This is a genomic window from Luteococcus sp. H91 (genome assembly GCF_038433135.1).
Taxonomy (GTDB): Bacteria; Actinomycetota; Actinomycetes; order Propionibacteriales; family Propionibacteriaceae; genus Luteococcus.
This window is the reverse complement of sequence record NZ_JBCDMV010000040.1, coordinates 1-15,819: the sequence shown is the minus strand read 5'-3', so window position 1 is coordinate 15,819 and position 15,819 is coordinate 1. Positions and strand designations below refer to the sequence as shown.

Below are 15,819 nucleotides of genomic sequence, written 5' to 3'. Positions count from 1 at the left end.
CCCCCAACCGCTTCGCGATCGCCCTGCCCGACAGGCCCTCACTGGCATGCAGATACCGAATCTCGGCCCACACATCCACGCTGATCATCCCTCCATCGTGATCGCGTGGCCCCCTTTTCGACCGTCGTTACTGGCTCCGTTTTCGACCGTCGTCGACAGTCCCGCCAGCGGACCCAGCAGACGGCAGACGACCTGACCGGTTGCTTGTGGTGCGGACAACCCCTCCCCGCCACGGACGATGACCGGGATACGGGCAGATCGGACGGTGATCCGCTCATCCATGGCTGATCTGATCGACATGTATCCCTCACCTGAGATAGTCGTGAAGACCACCGCCACGGGGCCCTCTTGGGGTCGCGGTGCACACCTGCAGAGTGAGCCATCAGTGAGACTCCGGTATCGGGGGCCGTTGCGAGGCAGTACGGATCGTGCATCTTCGGGCTGGGATGCACGGTGGGGGAAATTTTCCCCAGCCGTGAACTACCCCACCCGGCACCGCCCTGCCCGACTCCAGTCGAAGGGACGGTCCCGGAAATTTTCCGGAACCGTCACCACCACCGGCTCTCTCACGGGGGTGGGGCGTCCACCTGTGGGGCATGAGGTATGCACGCACCGCACCGAACGGGCGGCGGTTGATCGCAGAGCCCGTTCCCCGGGGCGAGCCAGACATGGACCGGCTGGTCGCGTTGGTGCTGCACCTGGCCGATTGTCTCCACAACCAGACCGCACAGCCCGAACCCGATGCCGGCTCGACGATGAGAGAAGACGCCCATGACCACCCTCGGCACACAGGCCTCGACGCTCACGGGTGAGGGACGGGTGACGGCGGTGACCTACCAGCGGGTCTCCACCAAGGAACAAGCCACGGCCGGTGGCCACGATGAGGGGTTCTCCATCCCGGCTCAGCGGGAGGCGAACCGTCGCAAAGCCGAAACCCTTGGCGCCCAGGTGGTCGCGGAGTTTGTTGACGCGGGCGAGTCAGCCCGGTCGGCGAAGCGGCCCGAGCTGCAGCGAATGCTGGATTACATCGCGACCCATCAGGTCACGTATTGCATCGTGCACAAAGTGGATCGGCTGGCCCGCAACCGGCTCGATGACGTCGACATCCACCGCCAGCTCATCGACGCCGGCGTCCAGTTGGTCTCTGCCACAGAAAACATCGACGAGACCCCCTCGGGGATGCTGCTGCACGGCATCATGTCCTCGATTGCGGAGTTCTACTCCCGCAACCTCGCCGCCGAAGTGACCAAAGGCATGACCCAGAAAGTCGCCGCAGGCGGCACCCCCTCCCGTGCACCGATCGGCTACCGCAACGTGCGACGCAAGGACGAGCACGGCTGGGAGTACCGCACCGTTGAGATCGACCCCGACAGGGCACCGCTGATCCGGTGGGTCTTCGAAACCTACGCGAAGGGTGAGCACACCGTCCCGGACCTGCTGGCCGAAGCCACCGCCCGAGGATTGACGACAGTGGCGACGCCGAAGCGTCCGTCGGGGCCGGTGGGGCGGTCGACGTTCTTCAAGCTGCTGCGTAATCCGTACTACATCGGGCAGGTCCGCTACCAGGGTGCTCTCCATCCCGGCGCCCACGAGCCGATTGTCGATGCGGAGACGTGGCAGCAGGTCCAGATCCTCCTGGATACCCGCGCCACCGCTGGGGAACGCCGCCGCAAGCACGACCACTACCTCAAGGGCACCCTGTACTGCGGCACCTGCAACGCCCGGTTGCAGCTCGACTACGCCCGCAACAAACAAGGCATTCGCTACGCCTACTACATCTGCACCGGTCGAGCCACCAAACGCACGACGTGTACCCGGAAGGCCGTGCCCGTCGGCATCGCCGAACAACTCGTCGCCGACTGCTACCAACAGATCGCCATCACCCCGACCACCTACGCACAGCTCGCAGAACGGGTCGAAGCGGCCTTCGATGAGCGCCTGGCTGAGCGCTCGCAGGCCATCGACGACCTCACCGCCACCAAACAGCGGCTGGAGGCCGAAGCAGACAAGCTCCTCGAAGCCCACTTCGCCGACGCCATCGACCTCCCCACCCTGAAACGCCACCAAGACCGGATCAGGATCGCCCTGGCTGACGTCACCAAACGCCTGGACGCCGAACGGCACGACCACGACGGCCCCCGCCAACACCTCGCCACCGCCCTACGACTCCTCGCTGACTGCGGCCGGATGTACGAGCGCACCGACGACTTGGGCAAACGGCTCGCCAACCAAGCCTTCTACCACCGCATCCTCATCACCGAAGACGAAAAAGCGGCGATCCAGCTCAACGAGCCGTTCGCCGCCCTCGCACCCACATCAACCGATGTCAGGTGTTCTACTACGTCTGATCTGGTGGGCGCAGAGGGACTCGAACCCCCGACTCCCTGCTTGTAAGGCAGGTGCTCTAACCAACTGAGCTATGCGCCCGGCAACGCACCTACGATACCGGTTCCGGCACCGGGGTGCGACGGCGCTCCGGTGCTGCGTCGGCCTCCCAAGCACGCAGCCGACGATCCCAGGCCGATGGGAGGCCGAAGAGCGGATGGGCGCCGACTGCCTTGAGCACCCGCTCCAAACCGAGCGAGAGCATGGCGATCAGCGCGGTGACCAGCAGTGGGTAGAGCACCGCGGCCGGGCCCAGCGCGTCGGTGATGCGCAGAGCGGGAACCCGGGCAACGGCCAGCATCAGCGCGCCCAGCAGCAGCGGGTGCATCACGTAGATGGCCAGCGTGTGCCGGCCCACCCACGCGCCCAACCTGCTGAGGGCTCCCAGCCTGCTGGCATACCAGGCCAGCCCCAGGGCGGTCAGGCCCTTGCCCAGATTGCCGACGAAGAAGGCCGCCTGCAGCGCCTCCCACCGGCCACCGGCGAGTCCGACCAGCCGACCGGAAACCAGATAGCCGACCACGCCCGCCAGGACGAGGGCCCAGGCACGATCCCGCAGGGTGCGGCGCAGCCAGCCCGACGCGTACACCCCGATTGCGAAGTAGATCGCCAGCACCGGCACCTTCAGCCACATCCGCTGGCCGGGGTGCAGCATCAGCATCGGCACGGCCAGGGCCGCGAGAACCAGCCAGGACGGCAGCGGCCGGACCAGCCACATGAAGACCAGGTAGCAGGCCAGGGCGAAGACGTACCACAGCGGAGTGCCGGGCAGCAGCAACTGGCTGAGCCAACTGGTGCCGAGCGTCACCTTCTCCGGCGTCGGAAAGGAGAACAGGCTCCAGGCGACGGCGTAGACCGTCAGCCAGACGGCATAGAGCCAGTAGTTGGCCGCGGCGCCCCGCAGGGCGGAGCGCCCGCGGCCGATCTTGCCGGCGGCCAGAATGCCGGAGAGCATCAGCAGCAGCGGCATCCGGATGCCACCGGCGACGTCGTTGAGGCTGCCCCACGTGCCGGAGCGCAGTGCCGGGGTCTCCACCTGGGCGAGGTGCCAGAGCACCACGTGGTAGAGCACCACCAGCAGCACGCAGGCGCCGCGAGCAAGGTCGATCCAGGTCTCGCGTGTTCGATTCCGTGAAGGGTCAGTCATGCCGACCAGCCTCACACGGCGCGAGGGGGATCGCTGAACTGTGCTGCCAGTGGATACTCAGGCTCCTGTTTGCGCCGAGCCAACTATGTGGCTCCCCTTAGGCCAGGGCCTGCTTCACCAGGCCGGAGATGGTCTTGCCGTCGGAGCGGCCCTCGGCGCGTGCCGTGACGGCCTTGATGATCTGGCCCATCTGGCGCATGGTCGGCTTCTCGCCATCGGTGCTGGCCGCGGCCACCTCCTCATCCACCAGGGCCTGCACCTCGTCGGTGGTCAGGGGAGCGGGCAGGTACTTCGCCAGGAATTCGGCCTCGGCGGCCTCCTTCTCGGCCAGATCCTCGCGGCCACCGGCGCGGTAGGCCTCGGCGGAGTCCTTGCGCTTGTTGACCTCCTTGGTGACGACGGTGGTCTCCTCGGCATCGCTCAGCTCACGCGCCACGTCGCCGGCCACCTCTTCGTTGTGGATGGCGGTCAGGGCCATCCGAATGTTGCTCTTGGCGGCATCATCCTTGGCCTTCATGGCGGTCACCAGGTCAAGCTTCAGTTGGTTCTTCAGGGCTCCCACGAGCGGTCCTTTCGTCAGTGCCCCAAGTCTTTCACGTGACGGCAAGCCGATTTCTCCGGCGAAACGGTAGACTCTCCCAACGTGGCTCTTGCAGATCTTTCAGACATCATCACCACCCTCGAGACTTCGCTGAAGTCGATCGAGGCGGTGCTCGACCCCGAGGCCAAGAAGCGCGAGATCGAGGATCTCGAGCAGCAGGTCGCGGCTCCGGACCTGTGGGATGACCAGGCCAATGCCCAGAAGGTCACCTCCCGGTTGAGCGCGCTGCAGTCCGACGTCGAACGCGTCGAGCAGCTGCGAGAGCGCTTGGACGACGTCCAGCTGATGCTGGAGATGGCCGCGGAGGAGTCCGATGCGGATGCCGCAGCCGAGGCCCAGACCGAGGTGGGCAAGCTGAAGAGTGACATCGAGGCACTCGAGGTCCGCACCCTGCTCTCCGGCGAGTACGACGAGCGTGACGCCGTGGTCAGCATCCGGGCCGGCGCCGGTGGCGTCGATGCCGCCGACTTCGCGGAGATGCTGCTGCGGATGTACACCCGGTGGGCGGAGCGCCACGGTTACAGGGTCACCGTGATGGACACCTCCTATGCGGAGGAGGCCGGCCTGAAGTCGGTCACCTTCGAGGTGAGCGCCCCCTTCGCCTACGGCACCCTGAGCGTGGAGAGCGGCACCCACCGACTGGTGCGGATCAGCCCCTTCGACAACCAGGGCCGTCGCCAGACCTCCTTCGCCGCCGTCGAGGTGATCCCGCTGATCGAGGACACCGACCACATCGATGTGCCCGAGGGCGACATTCGCGTCGACGTCTTCCGCTCGTCGGGCCCCGGCGGCCAGTCGGTCAACACCACCGACTCCGCCGTCCGGATCACCCACCTGCCCACCGGCCTGGTGGTCTCGATGCAGAACGAGAAGTCGCAGATCCAGAACCGCGCGGCGGCCATGCGCGTGCTGCAGTCCCGCCTGCTGTTGCTCAAGCAGCAGGAGGAGGAGGCCAAGAAGAAGGAACTGGCCGGTGACGTGAAGGCGTCGTGGGGTGACCAGATGCGCTCCTACGTCCTGAACCCGTACCAGATGGTCAAGGACCTGCGCACCAACTTCGAGGTGGGCAACCCCGAATCCGTCTTCGACGGCGAGATCGACGGCTTCATCGACGCCGGGATTCGTTGGCGGATGCAGGGCGACGAGGACTGAGCGTCGGCTGATCGTGCAGTGACCGGGTCGCCGGGCGGACTCGTCGAGGCCTAGACTCCGTGGCGGCCGAGCCGACAATCGCCCCCCCCGAACTTCCCCACGACGGCCAAGGACCCAGCATGATCACATTTGACGACGTCACGAAGTTCTACCCCGGCCAGAACAAGCCGGCGCTGAAGAATGTCAGCGTCCAGATCGACCGCGGTGAGTTCGTCTTCCTGGTGGGGCAGTCGGGCTCCGGCAAGTCCACCTTCATGCGGCTCATCCTGCGGGAGTACCGCCCCACGATGGGCACCATCCACGTGGCGGGCAAGGACCTCAACCGGCTGCGCAGCTGGAAGGTTCCGGCCCTGCGCCGCCAGATCGGCACCGTCTTCCAGGACTTTCGGCTGCTGCCCGGCAAGACGGTGCACGAGAACGTGGCCTTCGCCCTGCAGGTGATCGGCAAGCCCACCAGCGAGATCAAGCAGCTGGTGCCCGAGACCCTGGAGACCGTCGGACTGGCCGGCAAGGGCAACCGGCTGCCCGAGGAGCTCTCCGGCGGCGAGCAGCAGCGCGTCGCCATCGCCCGCGCCTTCGTCAACCGGCCGCAGATCCTGATCGCCGACGAACCCACCGGCAACCTGGATCCGGCCACCAGCATCGGCATCATGAAGCTGCTGGACCGGATCAACAAGACCGGCACCACGGTGATCATCGCCACCCACGACGCCACCATCGTGGACCAGATGCGTCGTCGCGTGATCGAACTCGATGCAGGCAGCGTCATCCGGGACCAGACCAAGGGTGTCTACGGCACGGCCTGAGCCGTCCGGGACAGCCGAAAGGACATCAGCATGCGTCATACCTTCCGCGAGACCTGGTCCGGTCTGCGTCGCAACCTCTCCATGACCATCGCCGTGATCGTCACCATGTGGGTCAGCCTCAGCCTCTTCGGCGCCGGGCTGATGACCATGCAGCAGGTGGATCTGATCAAGGGCAAGTGGTACGACAAGATCGAGATCAGCGTCTTCATGTGCGTCGCCGACTCCCAAGGGGGCATGTGCGAGCCCGGCAAGGACGTCACCGATGCGCAGCGAGCGGCCATCAAGCAGCGGCTGGAGGCCAACCCGGAGGTTGCCCAGGTCTTCTACGAGAGCAAGCAGGAGGCCTATGACGACTTCAAGGAGACCTTCTCCGACTCGCCGATCCTGGAGAGCCTCACGGTCGACCAGATGCAGGACTCCTACCGGATCAAGCTGAAGGATCCGGCGCAGTATGCCGGGGTGGTGGACGAGGCCGAGGTGCTGCCCGGTGTGCAGAATGTGCAGGACCTGCACAAGGTGCTGGATCCGCTGTTCAGCTGGCTGAATGCGCTGAAGTGGGCGACGATCGGGATGAGCGTGCTGCTGCTGCTCGCCGCGGCGCTGCAGATCGGCAACACCATCCGAATGGCCGCCTTCAGCCGACGACGGGAACTGGGCATCATGCGGCTGGTGGGCGCCTCCAATGCCTACATCATGTTGCCCTTCCTGCTGGAGAGCCTGGTCGCCGGGGTGATCGGCGCCGCGCTGGCCTGCGGGACCCTGGCCTTCGGGTACTGGTCGGTGATCGTGAAGAATGCTGAAGTTTCCATCAAGGCTCTGCGGTGGATTTCCTGGCAGCACGCAGGTTGGGCGATGGGCGGGGTTGCGCTGGTGGGTGTGGCGCTGGCTATCATTCCGACGTTGCTTGCAACTAGGAAGTACCTGAGAGTCTGAGTTACCCCACGCTCAGCTTGGGCCAGGAGAAGGTAGAACTGCAATGGAAGCCTCCGCATCATGGGCCCGGGCCGGCCGCTTTGCCGTCGTCGGCGTGACTGCCCTCAGCATGGGGCTTTCGCTCGCCCCGGTGGCCAGCGCCGATGAGCTGACCGACGAGCGTGACCGCATCAATGCCCGTCGAGCCGCCTCCCAGAACCAGCTGAGCGAGTTCTCGGCGGAACTGAACCAGGCCGCGGAGACGCTCGCCACCTCCCAGGCGAAACTGACCAAGGCTCGCGAGGCGCTCGCTGCCGCCACCGCAGCTCGCAAGGCCGCCCAGGCGGAGGATGCCAAGCAGGCCAAGGCGCTGCGTCAGGCACGGACCAAGCTGGCCCAGGCCCAGCGTGATGTGGCCGAGAATGAGCGACGGGTCCAGACCGAGGCGCGTCTGGTGGGGGCGACGGTGCGGGAGACCCACCAGCAGAACACCGAGTTGTTGGGGATCGCGGCCTTCGTCACCGACATCGAGACCGGTGACGTGAACAGCAAGATGCAGTGGTCGAGCACCATTTTCAATGCCACCCAGGCGCAGATGGACCGGCTGCAGGTGCTGCAGGTGAAGTTGGAGGCCGCCAGGAAGGCGCAGACCGAGGCGGAGAAGGAGGTCTCGGCGGCGCGTGAGCGAGCGGCTGAGAAGCTGACCGCGTCCCGGGCCGCCGCCAGCCAGGCCGATCGGGCCGCCGCCTCCGTGCACGAACTGGTCGCCGTCAATCGGCGGGCCAAGGCCGCCGCGGCTGACAAGGTGGCCGCGGAGAAGGAGCGGCAGAAGGTGCTGGCCGCCGAGTCCGGCGCCGTGCAGCAGCGCATCCAGCGGCGGATCGCTGCGCAAAAGGCTGCCGAGGCCAAGGCCGCGGCCGAGCAGGCAAAGCAGCGACAGCAGGCAGCCGACAAGAAGGCCGCGGCAGAGAAGGCCGCAGCCCGACGGGCAGCCGGCAAGAAGTCCTCCAGCGAGCAAAAGCCGTCGGCCACCGCAAGCAAGGCGGCGTCCGCACCGGCGGCCACGTCCGCACCCGTGGCCACCACTCCGGCGGTCTCCGGCAATGGCGGCTTCTCGTCGCCGGTCGGAGGCCCGGTCACCTCGCCCTTCGGGCAACGGCTGCACCCGGTCCTGCACATCTGGAAACTGCACGACGGAATGGACTTCGGTGCGGCCTGCGGCGCGCCCATGATGGCCCCCGCCGACGGCGTCGTCACGGAGCAGTACTTCAATGCGGGTTACGGCAACCGACTGATCCTCGACCATGGGAATGTGGGCGGTCACTACGTCACCACCGCCTACAACCACGCCACCAACTACGTCGTCGGGGTGGGGCAGCGGGTGCGCAAGGGCCAGGTGATCGGCTATGTGGGCACCACCGGCTATTCGACCGGCTGTCACCTGCACCTGATGGTCTGGCGGGACGGGGCGCTGGTCAACCCCAGCACCTACTTCTGACCGGCCTGCTTCTGAGAGTCCTGACCGGCCCGGCTTGCGAGCGGCCGTATTCTGGGGTGTCAGACTGACCACATTCGACCACCCGAGGGGGACCACGTGCCACGCGAGAAGGGCCGCAAACTCATCGCCCAGAACAAGAAGGCGCTGCACGACTACCACATCGGGCAGAAGTACGAGGCCGGCATGGTGCTCACCGGCACGGAGGTGAAGAGCCTGCGCAATGGCCGCTGCTCCCTGGTGGATGCCTTCGCCACCGTCGACGACGGTGAGGTCTGGCTGCGCAATGCCAACATTCCGGAGTATGCCTTTGGCACCTGGACCAATCACGCGGCCAAGCGCACCCGCAAGCTGCTGCTCAACCGACGTGAGATCGACAAGCTGGAGCGTGAGTTGGGCAATACCGGCAAGACGATCGTGCCGCTGGCCGTCTACTTCAACGACGGCTACGCCAAGGTCGAGATCGCGGTCGGTACGGGCAAAAAAGACTGGGACAAGCGCCAGACCATCCGGGAACGTGACATGAACCGGGAGACCCAGCGCGAGCTGGCTGAGCGCAATCGGCGACGCGGATGACCAGGGCCTTGCGGGCGGCCCTGCTGGGGCTGTTCACCGTCCTGTTCGCCCTGCTGGGCGCCGTCAACCCGCAACGGGCCTGGGCGGCGACCGATTCGGTGGATTCCTGGAGGATCGCCTACACGGTGCAGCCCAATGGCACGGTGCGCGCCACCGAGACGCTGGTCTACCGTTTCGGCACCAGCGGCCGGCAGGGCATCACCCGATCCTTCGTCACCCGCGAGGCCTACGACGACAAGCAGGACGCGGTCTACGACGTGAGCAATGTGGAGGTCACGGCCAGCGATGGCGCCTCCGCCCACTGGCAGCCACGCGTCGACACCGACGGCCGCAATGAGAGCTACACCCTGCGGATCGGCACGGCTGGGCAGTACATCCAGACCCGCACGGTCAGCTACACCATCAGTTACGACATCTCCGGTGCGATGCGCACCTTCAAGGGCTACGACGAGTTCAGCTGGGATGCGATCAGTGGCGAGACCCCGATGGTGCGCAACATCACCGTGTCGGTGAGTGTGCCGGGCGGAGTCAAGGACGTCTTCTGCTCCTCCGCGACGCCACCCAGCAAGGCCGACTGCACCAGTGCGCGGGTGAACGGCGGCAAGGCCGAGTTCACCCAGGCCAGCAAGGCCCCCGGCGAGGTACTGACCGTCGCCGCCAAGCTCGGCGCCGGGCAGGTCACCGACAATGCGCCCCACCTGACCAGCAGGGCCGACGCCCAGGACATTGCCCTGCAGAAGACCGGGATGGGGGCCGGGCTGCTCAGCCTGGTGCTCTCGCCGATCCTCGGGTTGATGTGGTGGCGTCGGCGCGGGCGTGACCTGCGCTACGTCGGCCTGCCACCCGGGGTCATTCCGGGGCCGGGGGAGCGCGCCCCGCAGAAGCCCAGTGACGCCATCGAGATCCCCGTCGCCTTCTCCCCACCCCGGATCAGCGTCGCCGAGGCCGGACTGTTGGCCGACGGCATTCTGGACACCAAGGAGACCACCGCGACGCTGGTTGACCTGGCGGTGCGGGGTGCGGTGAAACTGGCCAGCGAACCCGGTTCGGCCCGGGTGCAACTGGTGGACTTCTCCGTGGCCACCCAACCGCACGAACAGGTGCTGCTGCAACGGCTCTTCGCCGGCGCCGACGGCGAGATCGACCTCTCGGATCAGGGATCCATGCACCTGGCCCATTCCGCGCTGGTCACCAGCGTGCGCAACCAGGTGGCCGCCAGCAACTGGTTCACCGCGATCCCGTCGGCCGCGCGCGCCAGCTTCTCCTGCTCGGGCATCATGATGCTTGGCTTTGCCTGGTTCTTCTTCGGCGGATCGCTGTCCAGTGCCATGTGGCTGCTGCTGCCGGTGGTTCCGATAGCCCTCACCGTCATGGTGGTGCGCGCCAAGGCACGTCGGGGGCAGCGGACGGGCCTCGGACGGGCGCTGACCGACCAGGTGGAGGGATTCCGGACCTATCTGGCCACCGCCGAGGCCGACCAGCTGCGCTTCGAGGAGGGGGAGGACATCTTCTCCCGTTATCTGCCGTGGGCGATCCTGTTCGGGCTGACCGACCGGTGGGCGGATCTGTGCGCCCAGCTGGTGCGGATGGGGCGGCTGAGTGCCGAACCGCCGGTCTGGTACTACGGCCCCTATGACCACTGGAATTTCTACGTCTTCAACAACTCCCTGAACACCATTGATCATGCGGCGGCTCCGGAGATTTCCGTGCCCTCCTCGGTCGGCAGTTCCGGTTCCGGCTTCGGCGGTGGGTCCTCCTTCGGCGGCGGCGGGGGATTCTCCGGCGGTGGTGGCGGCGGTGGCGGCGTCGGCAGCTGGTGAGGCCGTCGAGTTTTGTCACAGCCATGTGGCAGGCTTGCAGGCATGACTGAAAAGCCTGAAATCGACTTCCCCGAGGGCCCCGCGCCCACCGACCTCGAGATCACCGACCTGGTGGTCGGCGACGGACCCGAGGCCAAGGCCGGCATGGCCGTGGCCGTGCACTATGTCGGCGTCGCCTTCTCCACCGGTGAGGAGTTCGACTCCAGCTATGGCCGCGGCCCGCTGCAGTTCAACCTGGGTTCCGGCCAGGTCATCTCCGGTTGGGACACCGGCATCCAGGGCATGAAGGTGGGCGGCCGGCGCAAGCTGGTGATCCCGCCGCACCTGGCCTACGGCGACCGTGGTGCGGGCGGTGTGATCGCCCCCGGTGAGAGCCTGATCTTCGTCTGCGACCTGCTGGCCGTTCGCTGATCCGACGTCTTCTCGGGGCGCTTTCAGGGCAGGCCCCGATGGTGTGATGGTGGTGGGCGAGGCAGACTCAAGACATGTCCACCACCATCGCGCCACGAAAGCCGTCCGTCATGTCCGCCTTTGAGCACCCGTCGCTCGGACTGCCCGTCACCGAGGACCAGCGGGAGCGCAGCCTCGCGTACCTGCAGCAGGCCTATGCCGAGGGACGGCTGACCATCTATGAACTGGACGCGCGGGTCGAGACCGTGCTTCAGGCCAGCACCCGACGCGAGATGAATCGCGCCTTCGAGGGTCTGGCCCGGATCCCGGTGGGCGCTGGCGCCAGCCTCCTGATGCGCCCCACCCGGCCGACGGGGGTACCTGGCCCGATGGGGCGCACCGGCGCCACCGTGGCCCATCTGACTGGCCTGGGTTCCTTCTTCGTCGGGCCCGCCGTCTGCTACGCCTTGGCCCCGCATGAGAGCTATGCCCGCCGCGAGGCGGCCAAGGCCTTCAACTTCCAGCTCGTTGCACTGGTGGTCATGGCAATCACCGGTGCCCTGACGGAGGGGTTCCTCGGTGGAGCGCTCAGTGGTGTGCTGGGCATCACCTGGCTGGTGCTGACGGTGGCCGGCATCTCTCATGCGGCGTCGGGTGATGACTGGCGCAATCCGGTGAGCCGGCTGGTTCCGCTGCGGCCGCTGGATGAGGGGCGTCCCCAGGGGCGTCGGCCGAAGGAGATCACCCGGTAGCTGGCTGCGTGCGCGGGAATGTTGGTGGCGTCGCGTGCGTTGTACCGGTAGCATGGCAAGAACCGGGTTGTTGGTGCAGCCCGTCGCTGTCCTAGGACAGTACAACTCAACAGGGGGGTGACTGGTTTCGACTTGGGACGGTAGTTCCAGGAGAAGCGGGCCGTGAATCCAGGGTCAACACGTAAATGTTCCCCGGAAACCTATAACTGCCGACACCAATCGCGCAGACTTCGCTCTCGCTGCCTGAGCAGTGACCGAAGGGTCAGCCCGGGTTTAGCCTTCGACCCGGTAGCTGGCCTCATCCAGAAGGCTTGCTGATCAACCTGTGTGTCAGGGGTTGATCGGGACTTCACTGATACTGGGCCTGTCCACGACGTGCTGTAGAGAGCGTGGGGGCCGAGAAAAGCGTCAACCACAGCTGCGCCCGGAGAATGCCTGGTTCGCCTCTTGAGGACGCGGGTTCAATTCCCGCCACCTCCACGCACATCCCTGTTAGCAAGGCCGGGGCTGCATCAGCAGCCCCGGCCTTGCTGTTAGCTGGTGAACCGAGTGAGGGCAAGGCAGATCCGGGGTTAGCGGCAGAAATGTGTGTATGGCTCTGGGCGTGTCATGGTCGCCAGCGGCCGGCCCAGCCTTTCTGGATGCCGTTGCCGTCTTCCCAGGAGAAGGTGTTTCCGGGTTGCGGGCCGAGGGGCTCCTCGACGGCAGGGCGGGGCTTGTGTGGCTGGTTCCAGTGCTCGGGCCGTGCCAGGCTCCAGGGGTCGTGAGGGAACTCGGTGTGGCTGTTGAGGAGCCACTCGACGGCCCGGCGGGCATGGTCCGGCGGGAGGCCTCGGTGGACGCGTAGGAGGTCCTTGATGGCCTTGTTCGGGCCCCCTTCCAGGGGTGAGGTCGTGCGCGGCAACGGAGCGCCGGTGGTAGTGAGCCAGCAGAACAGTTCTTCGCGTCGGATCAGGCTCCGGAACAGGGCGCGGCATCGGCGCAGCTCGCGGTGGGTGAACCACCAGGTGGCGCATTCCCCGACCCCGAGTGGGCGTTCGCGGTGCTTGGCGGCGTAGGTGCGGTGTTTGAGGAAGGTGTCCCAGGTGGCTTCCCAGGCCAGGTATTGCCGGGTCCACTCGGTGGCCTCGTCCAGGGTGGAGACGTCCATCAGGGCCTTGGTGAGGGCGCGTAACTGCTTGCCAGCGTCCAGTCTCGGGTTCATCGTGAGGTGGCGGGTGACGGTGCGGTAGATGTGGAAGTAGCAGCGCTGCACCGCGGTGTCGGGCCAGCACTCACACAAGGCGGCGGCGACACCCCGGCCGCCGTCGACGACCACCATGCTCGGGGAAGGGAGCCGGTGCAGCAGGGCAAGGTAGGCGGGTTTGTTCTCTCGTTCGCACCATTGCCAACCCCGCACGTGCTGGCCGTTGAAGGCCACGATGAGGCACCAGTCCTGGAAATAGGTGCCATCCAGCATCAAGACCTCGTCAACCTCGCCTGCGGCTCGTGGTTGTGGCACGTCGATGTTCCAGCACCAGCCGGTTGCGGCTCGGAAGGAGCGGCCGGTCCCGGTATCAAGGCTGTGCTGGCTGGCAGGGCCCAACAGCCAGGCGTGGAAGCGATTCAGCTCCGCGCGTCGGGTGACGTCGGGCCGGGACTGGACCGCGGAGGCACCACAGGTCTTGCAACGCCACCGGGTCCTGCCAGCCGACGTGACACCGTTCTTGACCAGCTTCGATCCGCATACACCACACCGGGGATGATTCCTCGCAACCTGCACCGAACATGCTCCCAGAGCATGTTCAAACCACCATTACCCCTAGCCACCACACATGAAAATGGTCATCCTGTACACACATTCCTGCCGCTAACTGAATCGCCCCGGCATGTCCGGGGACTCAGTGGTGTGACAGTTCCAGTTCCTCGTGGGGCTGGTTGTGGCCAGCGTAGTAGGCCTTCTCGAGTTCGGCGGGCGGGACGTCGCCGCAGTACTGGGCCTTCGCCCCGGATCGTGGACACGTTGTTGTCTGATTACGCTGCGGTTGGCAGCGTAGCGGCCCGGCGGGCCTCGTAGGTGTTCGGGGACAGGTGGCCGCACCAGGAGTGGCGTCGTCGGGTGTTGTAGCGCACGAGCCAGCGAAACACCTGCCGACGGCACAACTCGGGCCCCGCGAACGTGGCTTGCCCGGCCAGGACTTCCCGTTTCAGGGTGGCGTTGAACGACTCGGCCAGGCTGTTGTCCGCACTCGTTCCGACGGCCCCCATCGACTGGGTCACCCCGAGACGCTTGCAGAGCCTGGCGTAGGCCTTCGACGTGTAGACCGACCCATGGTCGGAGTGAAACACAGCCCCGTGCATGCTGCCCCGCTCTGCAAGGGCGGCGGTGAGGGCGTCTTCGACCAGTTCGGTGCGCATGTGGTCCGCGACGGCCCAGCCGACCAGCTTGCGGGAGTAGCAGTCGATCACGGTGGCCAAGTACAGGTTCCCACCCCCGTGCAGCGGCAGGTAGGTGATGTCACCCACGTAACGCTGGTTCGGCGCCTCGGCGGTGAAATCCCGCTTGAGCAGGTCGCCGAACTTCTCATCGGTAGGCTCCGGGACCGTGGTGCGCACCCGGCGACGCAACCTGATCCCTGCCAGGCCATGAGCGCGCATCACCCGCGCGACGCGCTTGTGGTTCACCCGAGCCTCGGGTTCTGCGCCGTCGTTGAGTTCGACGGTCACCCTCGGCGCCCCGTAGGCCGGATCGCCCCCAGCCTTCGGGTCCTGCACGGCGCGGACCCGTGCGGCGAGCTGAGCATCGGCCTCGGCGCGCTGCTGACGGGCCGGTGATGCCTTCTGCCAGGCGTAGAACGAGGAGCGTGACAGTTCCAACACTTGGCACAACCGCTTCACCTGATAGGTGGTCTGGTGGTCGGCGACGAACTGGAAGCGGTTCACCAGTTCGTCTCCCCGGCGAAATACTTGGCTGCCTTGCGCAGGATGTCCCGTTCGGTCTCGATACGGGCCTTGTCCTCCCGCAACCGCGCGTTGTCGGCCTCCAGCCGGGCAATCCGTGCTGCGGTCGACTCCCCATCCGGTGCTGCGGGTGACGGGGGCGTCGCACCGGGTGTCCTGACACCGCTGCCCAAGACCTTGACCCAGTCCGCGAGGGTCCCGCGGGACACTCCCAGATCCGTGGCGATCTGCTTCAACGTCGCATCCGGAGAGCTCTCGTACAAATCAACGGCCTGCTGACGAAACTCTGCCGAGTAGTTCTTCCTGGCCATGATGATGATCATCTCGCTTCCTCCAGCCCATGCTGGATTCCACGTGTCCACAACCCGGGGTCAGGGTCCACTCGTAGAGGCGGCGGTGGTTGAACCAGTCGACCCATTCCGCAGTCGCGAACTCGACCTCGTCAACACCCTTCCACGGAGCGCGGGGCTTGATCAGTTCGGTCTTGAACAACCCATTGATCGTTTCAGCGAGGGCGTTGTCGTAGCTCGATCCGACCGACCCGACCGAGGCGGCGATCTCGGCTTCCGAAAGCCGCTCTGACAAGGCAATCGACGTGTATTGACTACCTCTGTCCGAGTGATGCACCAACCCGGCCAGGTCGTGACCTTCGCGTTGACGGGTCCAGATCGCCTGCTCGAGCGCGTCCAGGACGAGCTGGGTGCTCATCGTGGTGCCCGAACGCCAGCCCAGGATTCTGCGGGCGTAGGCGTCGGTGACGAACGCGACGTAGACCCATCCCGACCACGTCGAGACATAGGTGATGTCGGCCACCCACAACCGGTTCGGAGCCAACGGCGCGAA

The 15,819-nt window shown here is 66.2% G+C and carries 14 protein-coding genes, 1 tRNA gene and 1 other RNA gene; 10 read left to right on the top strand and 6 right to left on the bottom strand.

Translation table 11 applies throughout. The features are described 5' to 3' along the window. Positions 1-771 precede the first annotated feature (771 nt). Positions 772-2,394, top strand: a complete 1,623-nt coding sequence (locus tag AAEX57_RS16310) for a recombinase family protein (protein ID WP_446721184.1) — start codon at positions 772-774, stop codon at positions 2,392-2,394. On the opposite strand, the gene AAEX57_RS15725 is transcribed toward AAEX57_RS16310, so the two are convergent. From AAEX57_RS15725 to AAEX57_RS15715, 3 genes are all read right to left on the bottom strand, one after another. Next, positions 2,351-2,427 (bottom strand) — tRNA-Val (locus tag AAEX57_RS15725). The two genes, AAEX57_RS16310 and AAEX57_RS15725, sit on opposite strands and share 44 nt — an antisense overlap. A 10-nt stretch (positions 2,428-2,437) precedes the next feature. Then, a complete protein-coding gene (locus tag AAEX57_RS15720; RefSeq protein WP_342093236.1) occupies positions 2,438-3,532 on the bottom strand; it encodes an acyltransferase in 1,095 nt (364 codons plus the stop codon). 97 nt (positions 3,533-3,629) lie between these two features. After that, positions 3,630-4,094: a GatB/YqeY domain-containing protein gene (locus tag AAEX57_RS15715; protein ID WP_342093235.1), complete on the bottom strand. Its 465-nt coding sequence runs from the start codon at positions 4,092-4,094 to the stop codon at positions 3,630-3,632. 81 nt (positions 4,095-4,175) lie between these two features. On the opposite strand from AAEX57_RS15715, the gene prfB reads away from it, so the two are divergent. From prfB to ssrA, 9 genes are all read left to right on the top strand, one after another. Further along, entirely contained in the window at positions 4,176-5,285 is a 1,110-nt protein-coding gene (gene prfB, locus AAEX57_RS15710; RefSeq protein ID WP_446721183.1) for a peptide chain release factor 2, read from the top strand. A 119-nt stretch (positions 5,286-5,404) separates the two neighbouring features. Next, positions 5,405-6,091, top strand: a complete 687-nt coding sequence (gene ftsE, locus AAEX57_RS15705) for a cell division ATP-binding protein FtsE (protein ID WP_342093234.1) — start codon at positions 5,405-5,407, stop codon at positions 6,089-6,091. Between the two features lie 30 nt (positions 6,092-6,121). After that, positions 6,122-7,024 (top strand): permease-like cell division protein FtsX, encoded by a 903-nt coding sequence (ftsX, locus tag AAEX57_RS15700; RefSeq protein WP_342093233.1) that lies wholly within the window; start codon positions 6,122-6,124, stop codon positions 7,022-7,024. 43 nt (positions 7,025-7,067) lie between these two features. After that, positions 7,068-8,501 carry a peptidoglycan DD-metalloendopeptidase family protein gene (locus tag AAEX57_RS15695; protein WP_342093232.1) on the top strand — a complete coding sequence of 478 codons (1,434 nt, stop codon included), beginning with the start codon at positions 7,068-7,070 and terminating at the stop codon, positions 8,499-8,501. Between the two features lie 96 nt (positions 8,502-8,597). Next, positions 8,598-9,074: an SsrA-binding protein SmpB gene (gene smpB / locus AAEX57_RS15690; protein WP_342093231.1), complete on the top strand. Its 477-nt coding sequence runs from the start codon at positions 8,598-8,600 to the stop codon at positions 9,072-9,074. Continuing rightward, the gene (locus tag AAEX57_RS15685) at positions 9,071-10,894 is read left to right on the top strand and encodes a DUF2207 domain-containing protein (protein ID WP_342093230.1); all 1,824 of its coding nucleotides are present in this window, start codon (positions 9,071-9,073) and stop codon (positions 10,892-10,894) included. The genes smpB and AAEX57_RS15685 overlap by 4 nt, the downstream gene beginning before the upstream one ends. Positions 10,895-10,936: 42 nt before the next feature. After that, positions 10,937-11,305: an FKBP-type peptidyl-prolyl cis-trans isomerase gene (locus AAEX57_RS15680; protein WP_342093229.1), complete on the top strand. Its 369-nt coding sequence runs from the start codon at positions 10,937-10,939 to the stop codon at positions 11,303-11,305. 74 nt (positions 11,306-11,379) lie between these two features. Then, complete coding sequence (locus tag AAEX57_RS15675) at positions 11,380-12,036, top strand: DUF1707 and DUF4870 domain-containing protein (protein WP_342093228.1); 657 nt, start codon at positions 11,380-11,382, stop codon at positions 12,034-12,036. Between the two features lie 113 nt (positions 12,037-12,149). Beyond that, positions 12,150-12,519: a transfer-messenger RNA gene (gene ssrA / locus AAEX57_RS15670) on the top strand. 124 nt (positions 12,520-12,643) lie between these two features. Here ssrA and AAEX57_RS15665 read toward each other — a convergent pair. From AAEX57_RS15665 to AAEX57_RS15655, 3 genes are all read right to left on the bottom strand, one after another. Continuing rightward, positions 12,644-13,798: an IS1249 family transposase gene (locus tag AAEX57_RS15665; protein WP_342093227.1), complete on the bottom strand. Its 1,155-nt coding sequence runs from the start codon at positions 13,796-13,798 to the stop codon at positions 12,644-12,646. A gap of 251 nt (positions 13,799-14,049) precedes the next feature. Further along, positions 14,050-15,287, bottom strand: a protein-coding gene (locus AAEX57_RS15660) for an IS3 family transposase (RefSeq protein WP_342093238.1) whose coding sequence is annotated in 2 segments (ribosomal slippage) — positions 14,050-14,975 and positions 14,975-15,287 — 1,239 coding nt in all. Because the reading frame shifts where the segments join, the coding sequence is not laid out codon by codon here. Beyond that, positions 15,241-15,819 (bottom strand): IS3 family transposase (locus AAEX57_RS15655; protein WP_342093226.1); only part of this gene is annotated, 579 nt, incomplete at its 5' end. The genes AAEX57_RS15655 and AAEX57_RS15660, both read right to left, overlap by 47 nt.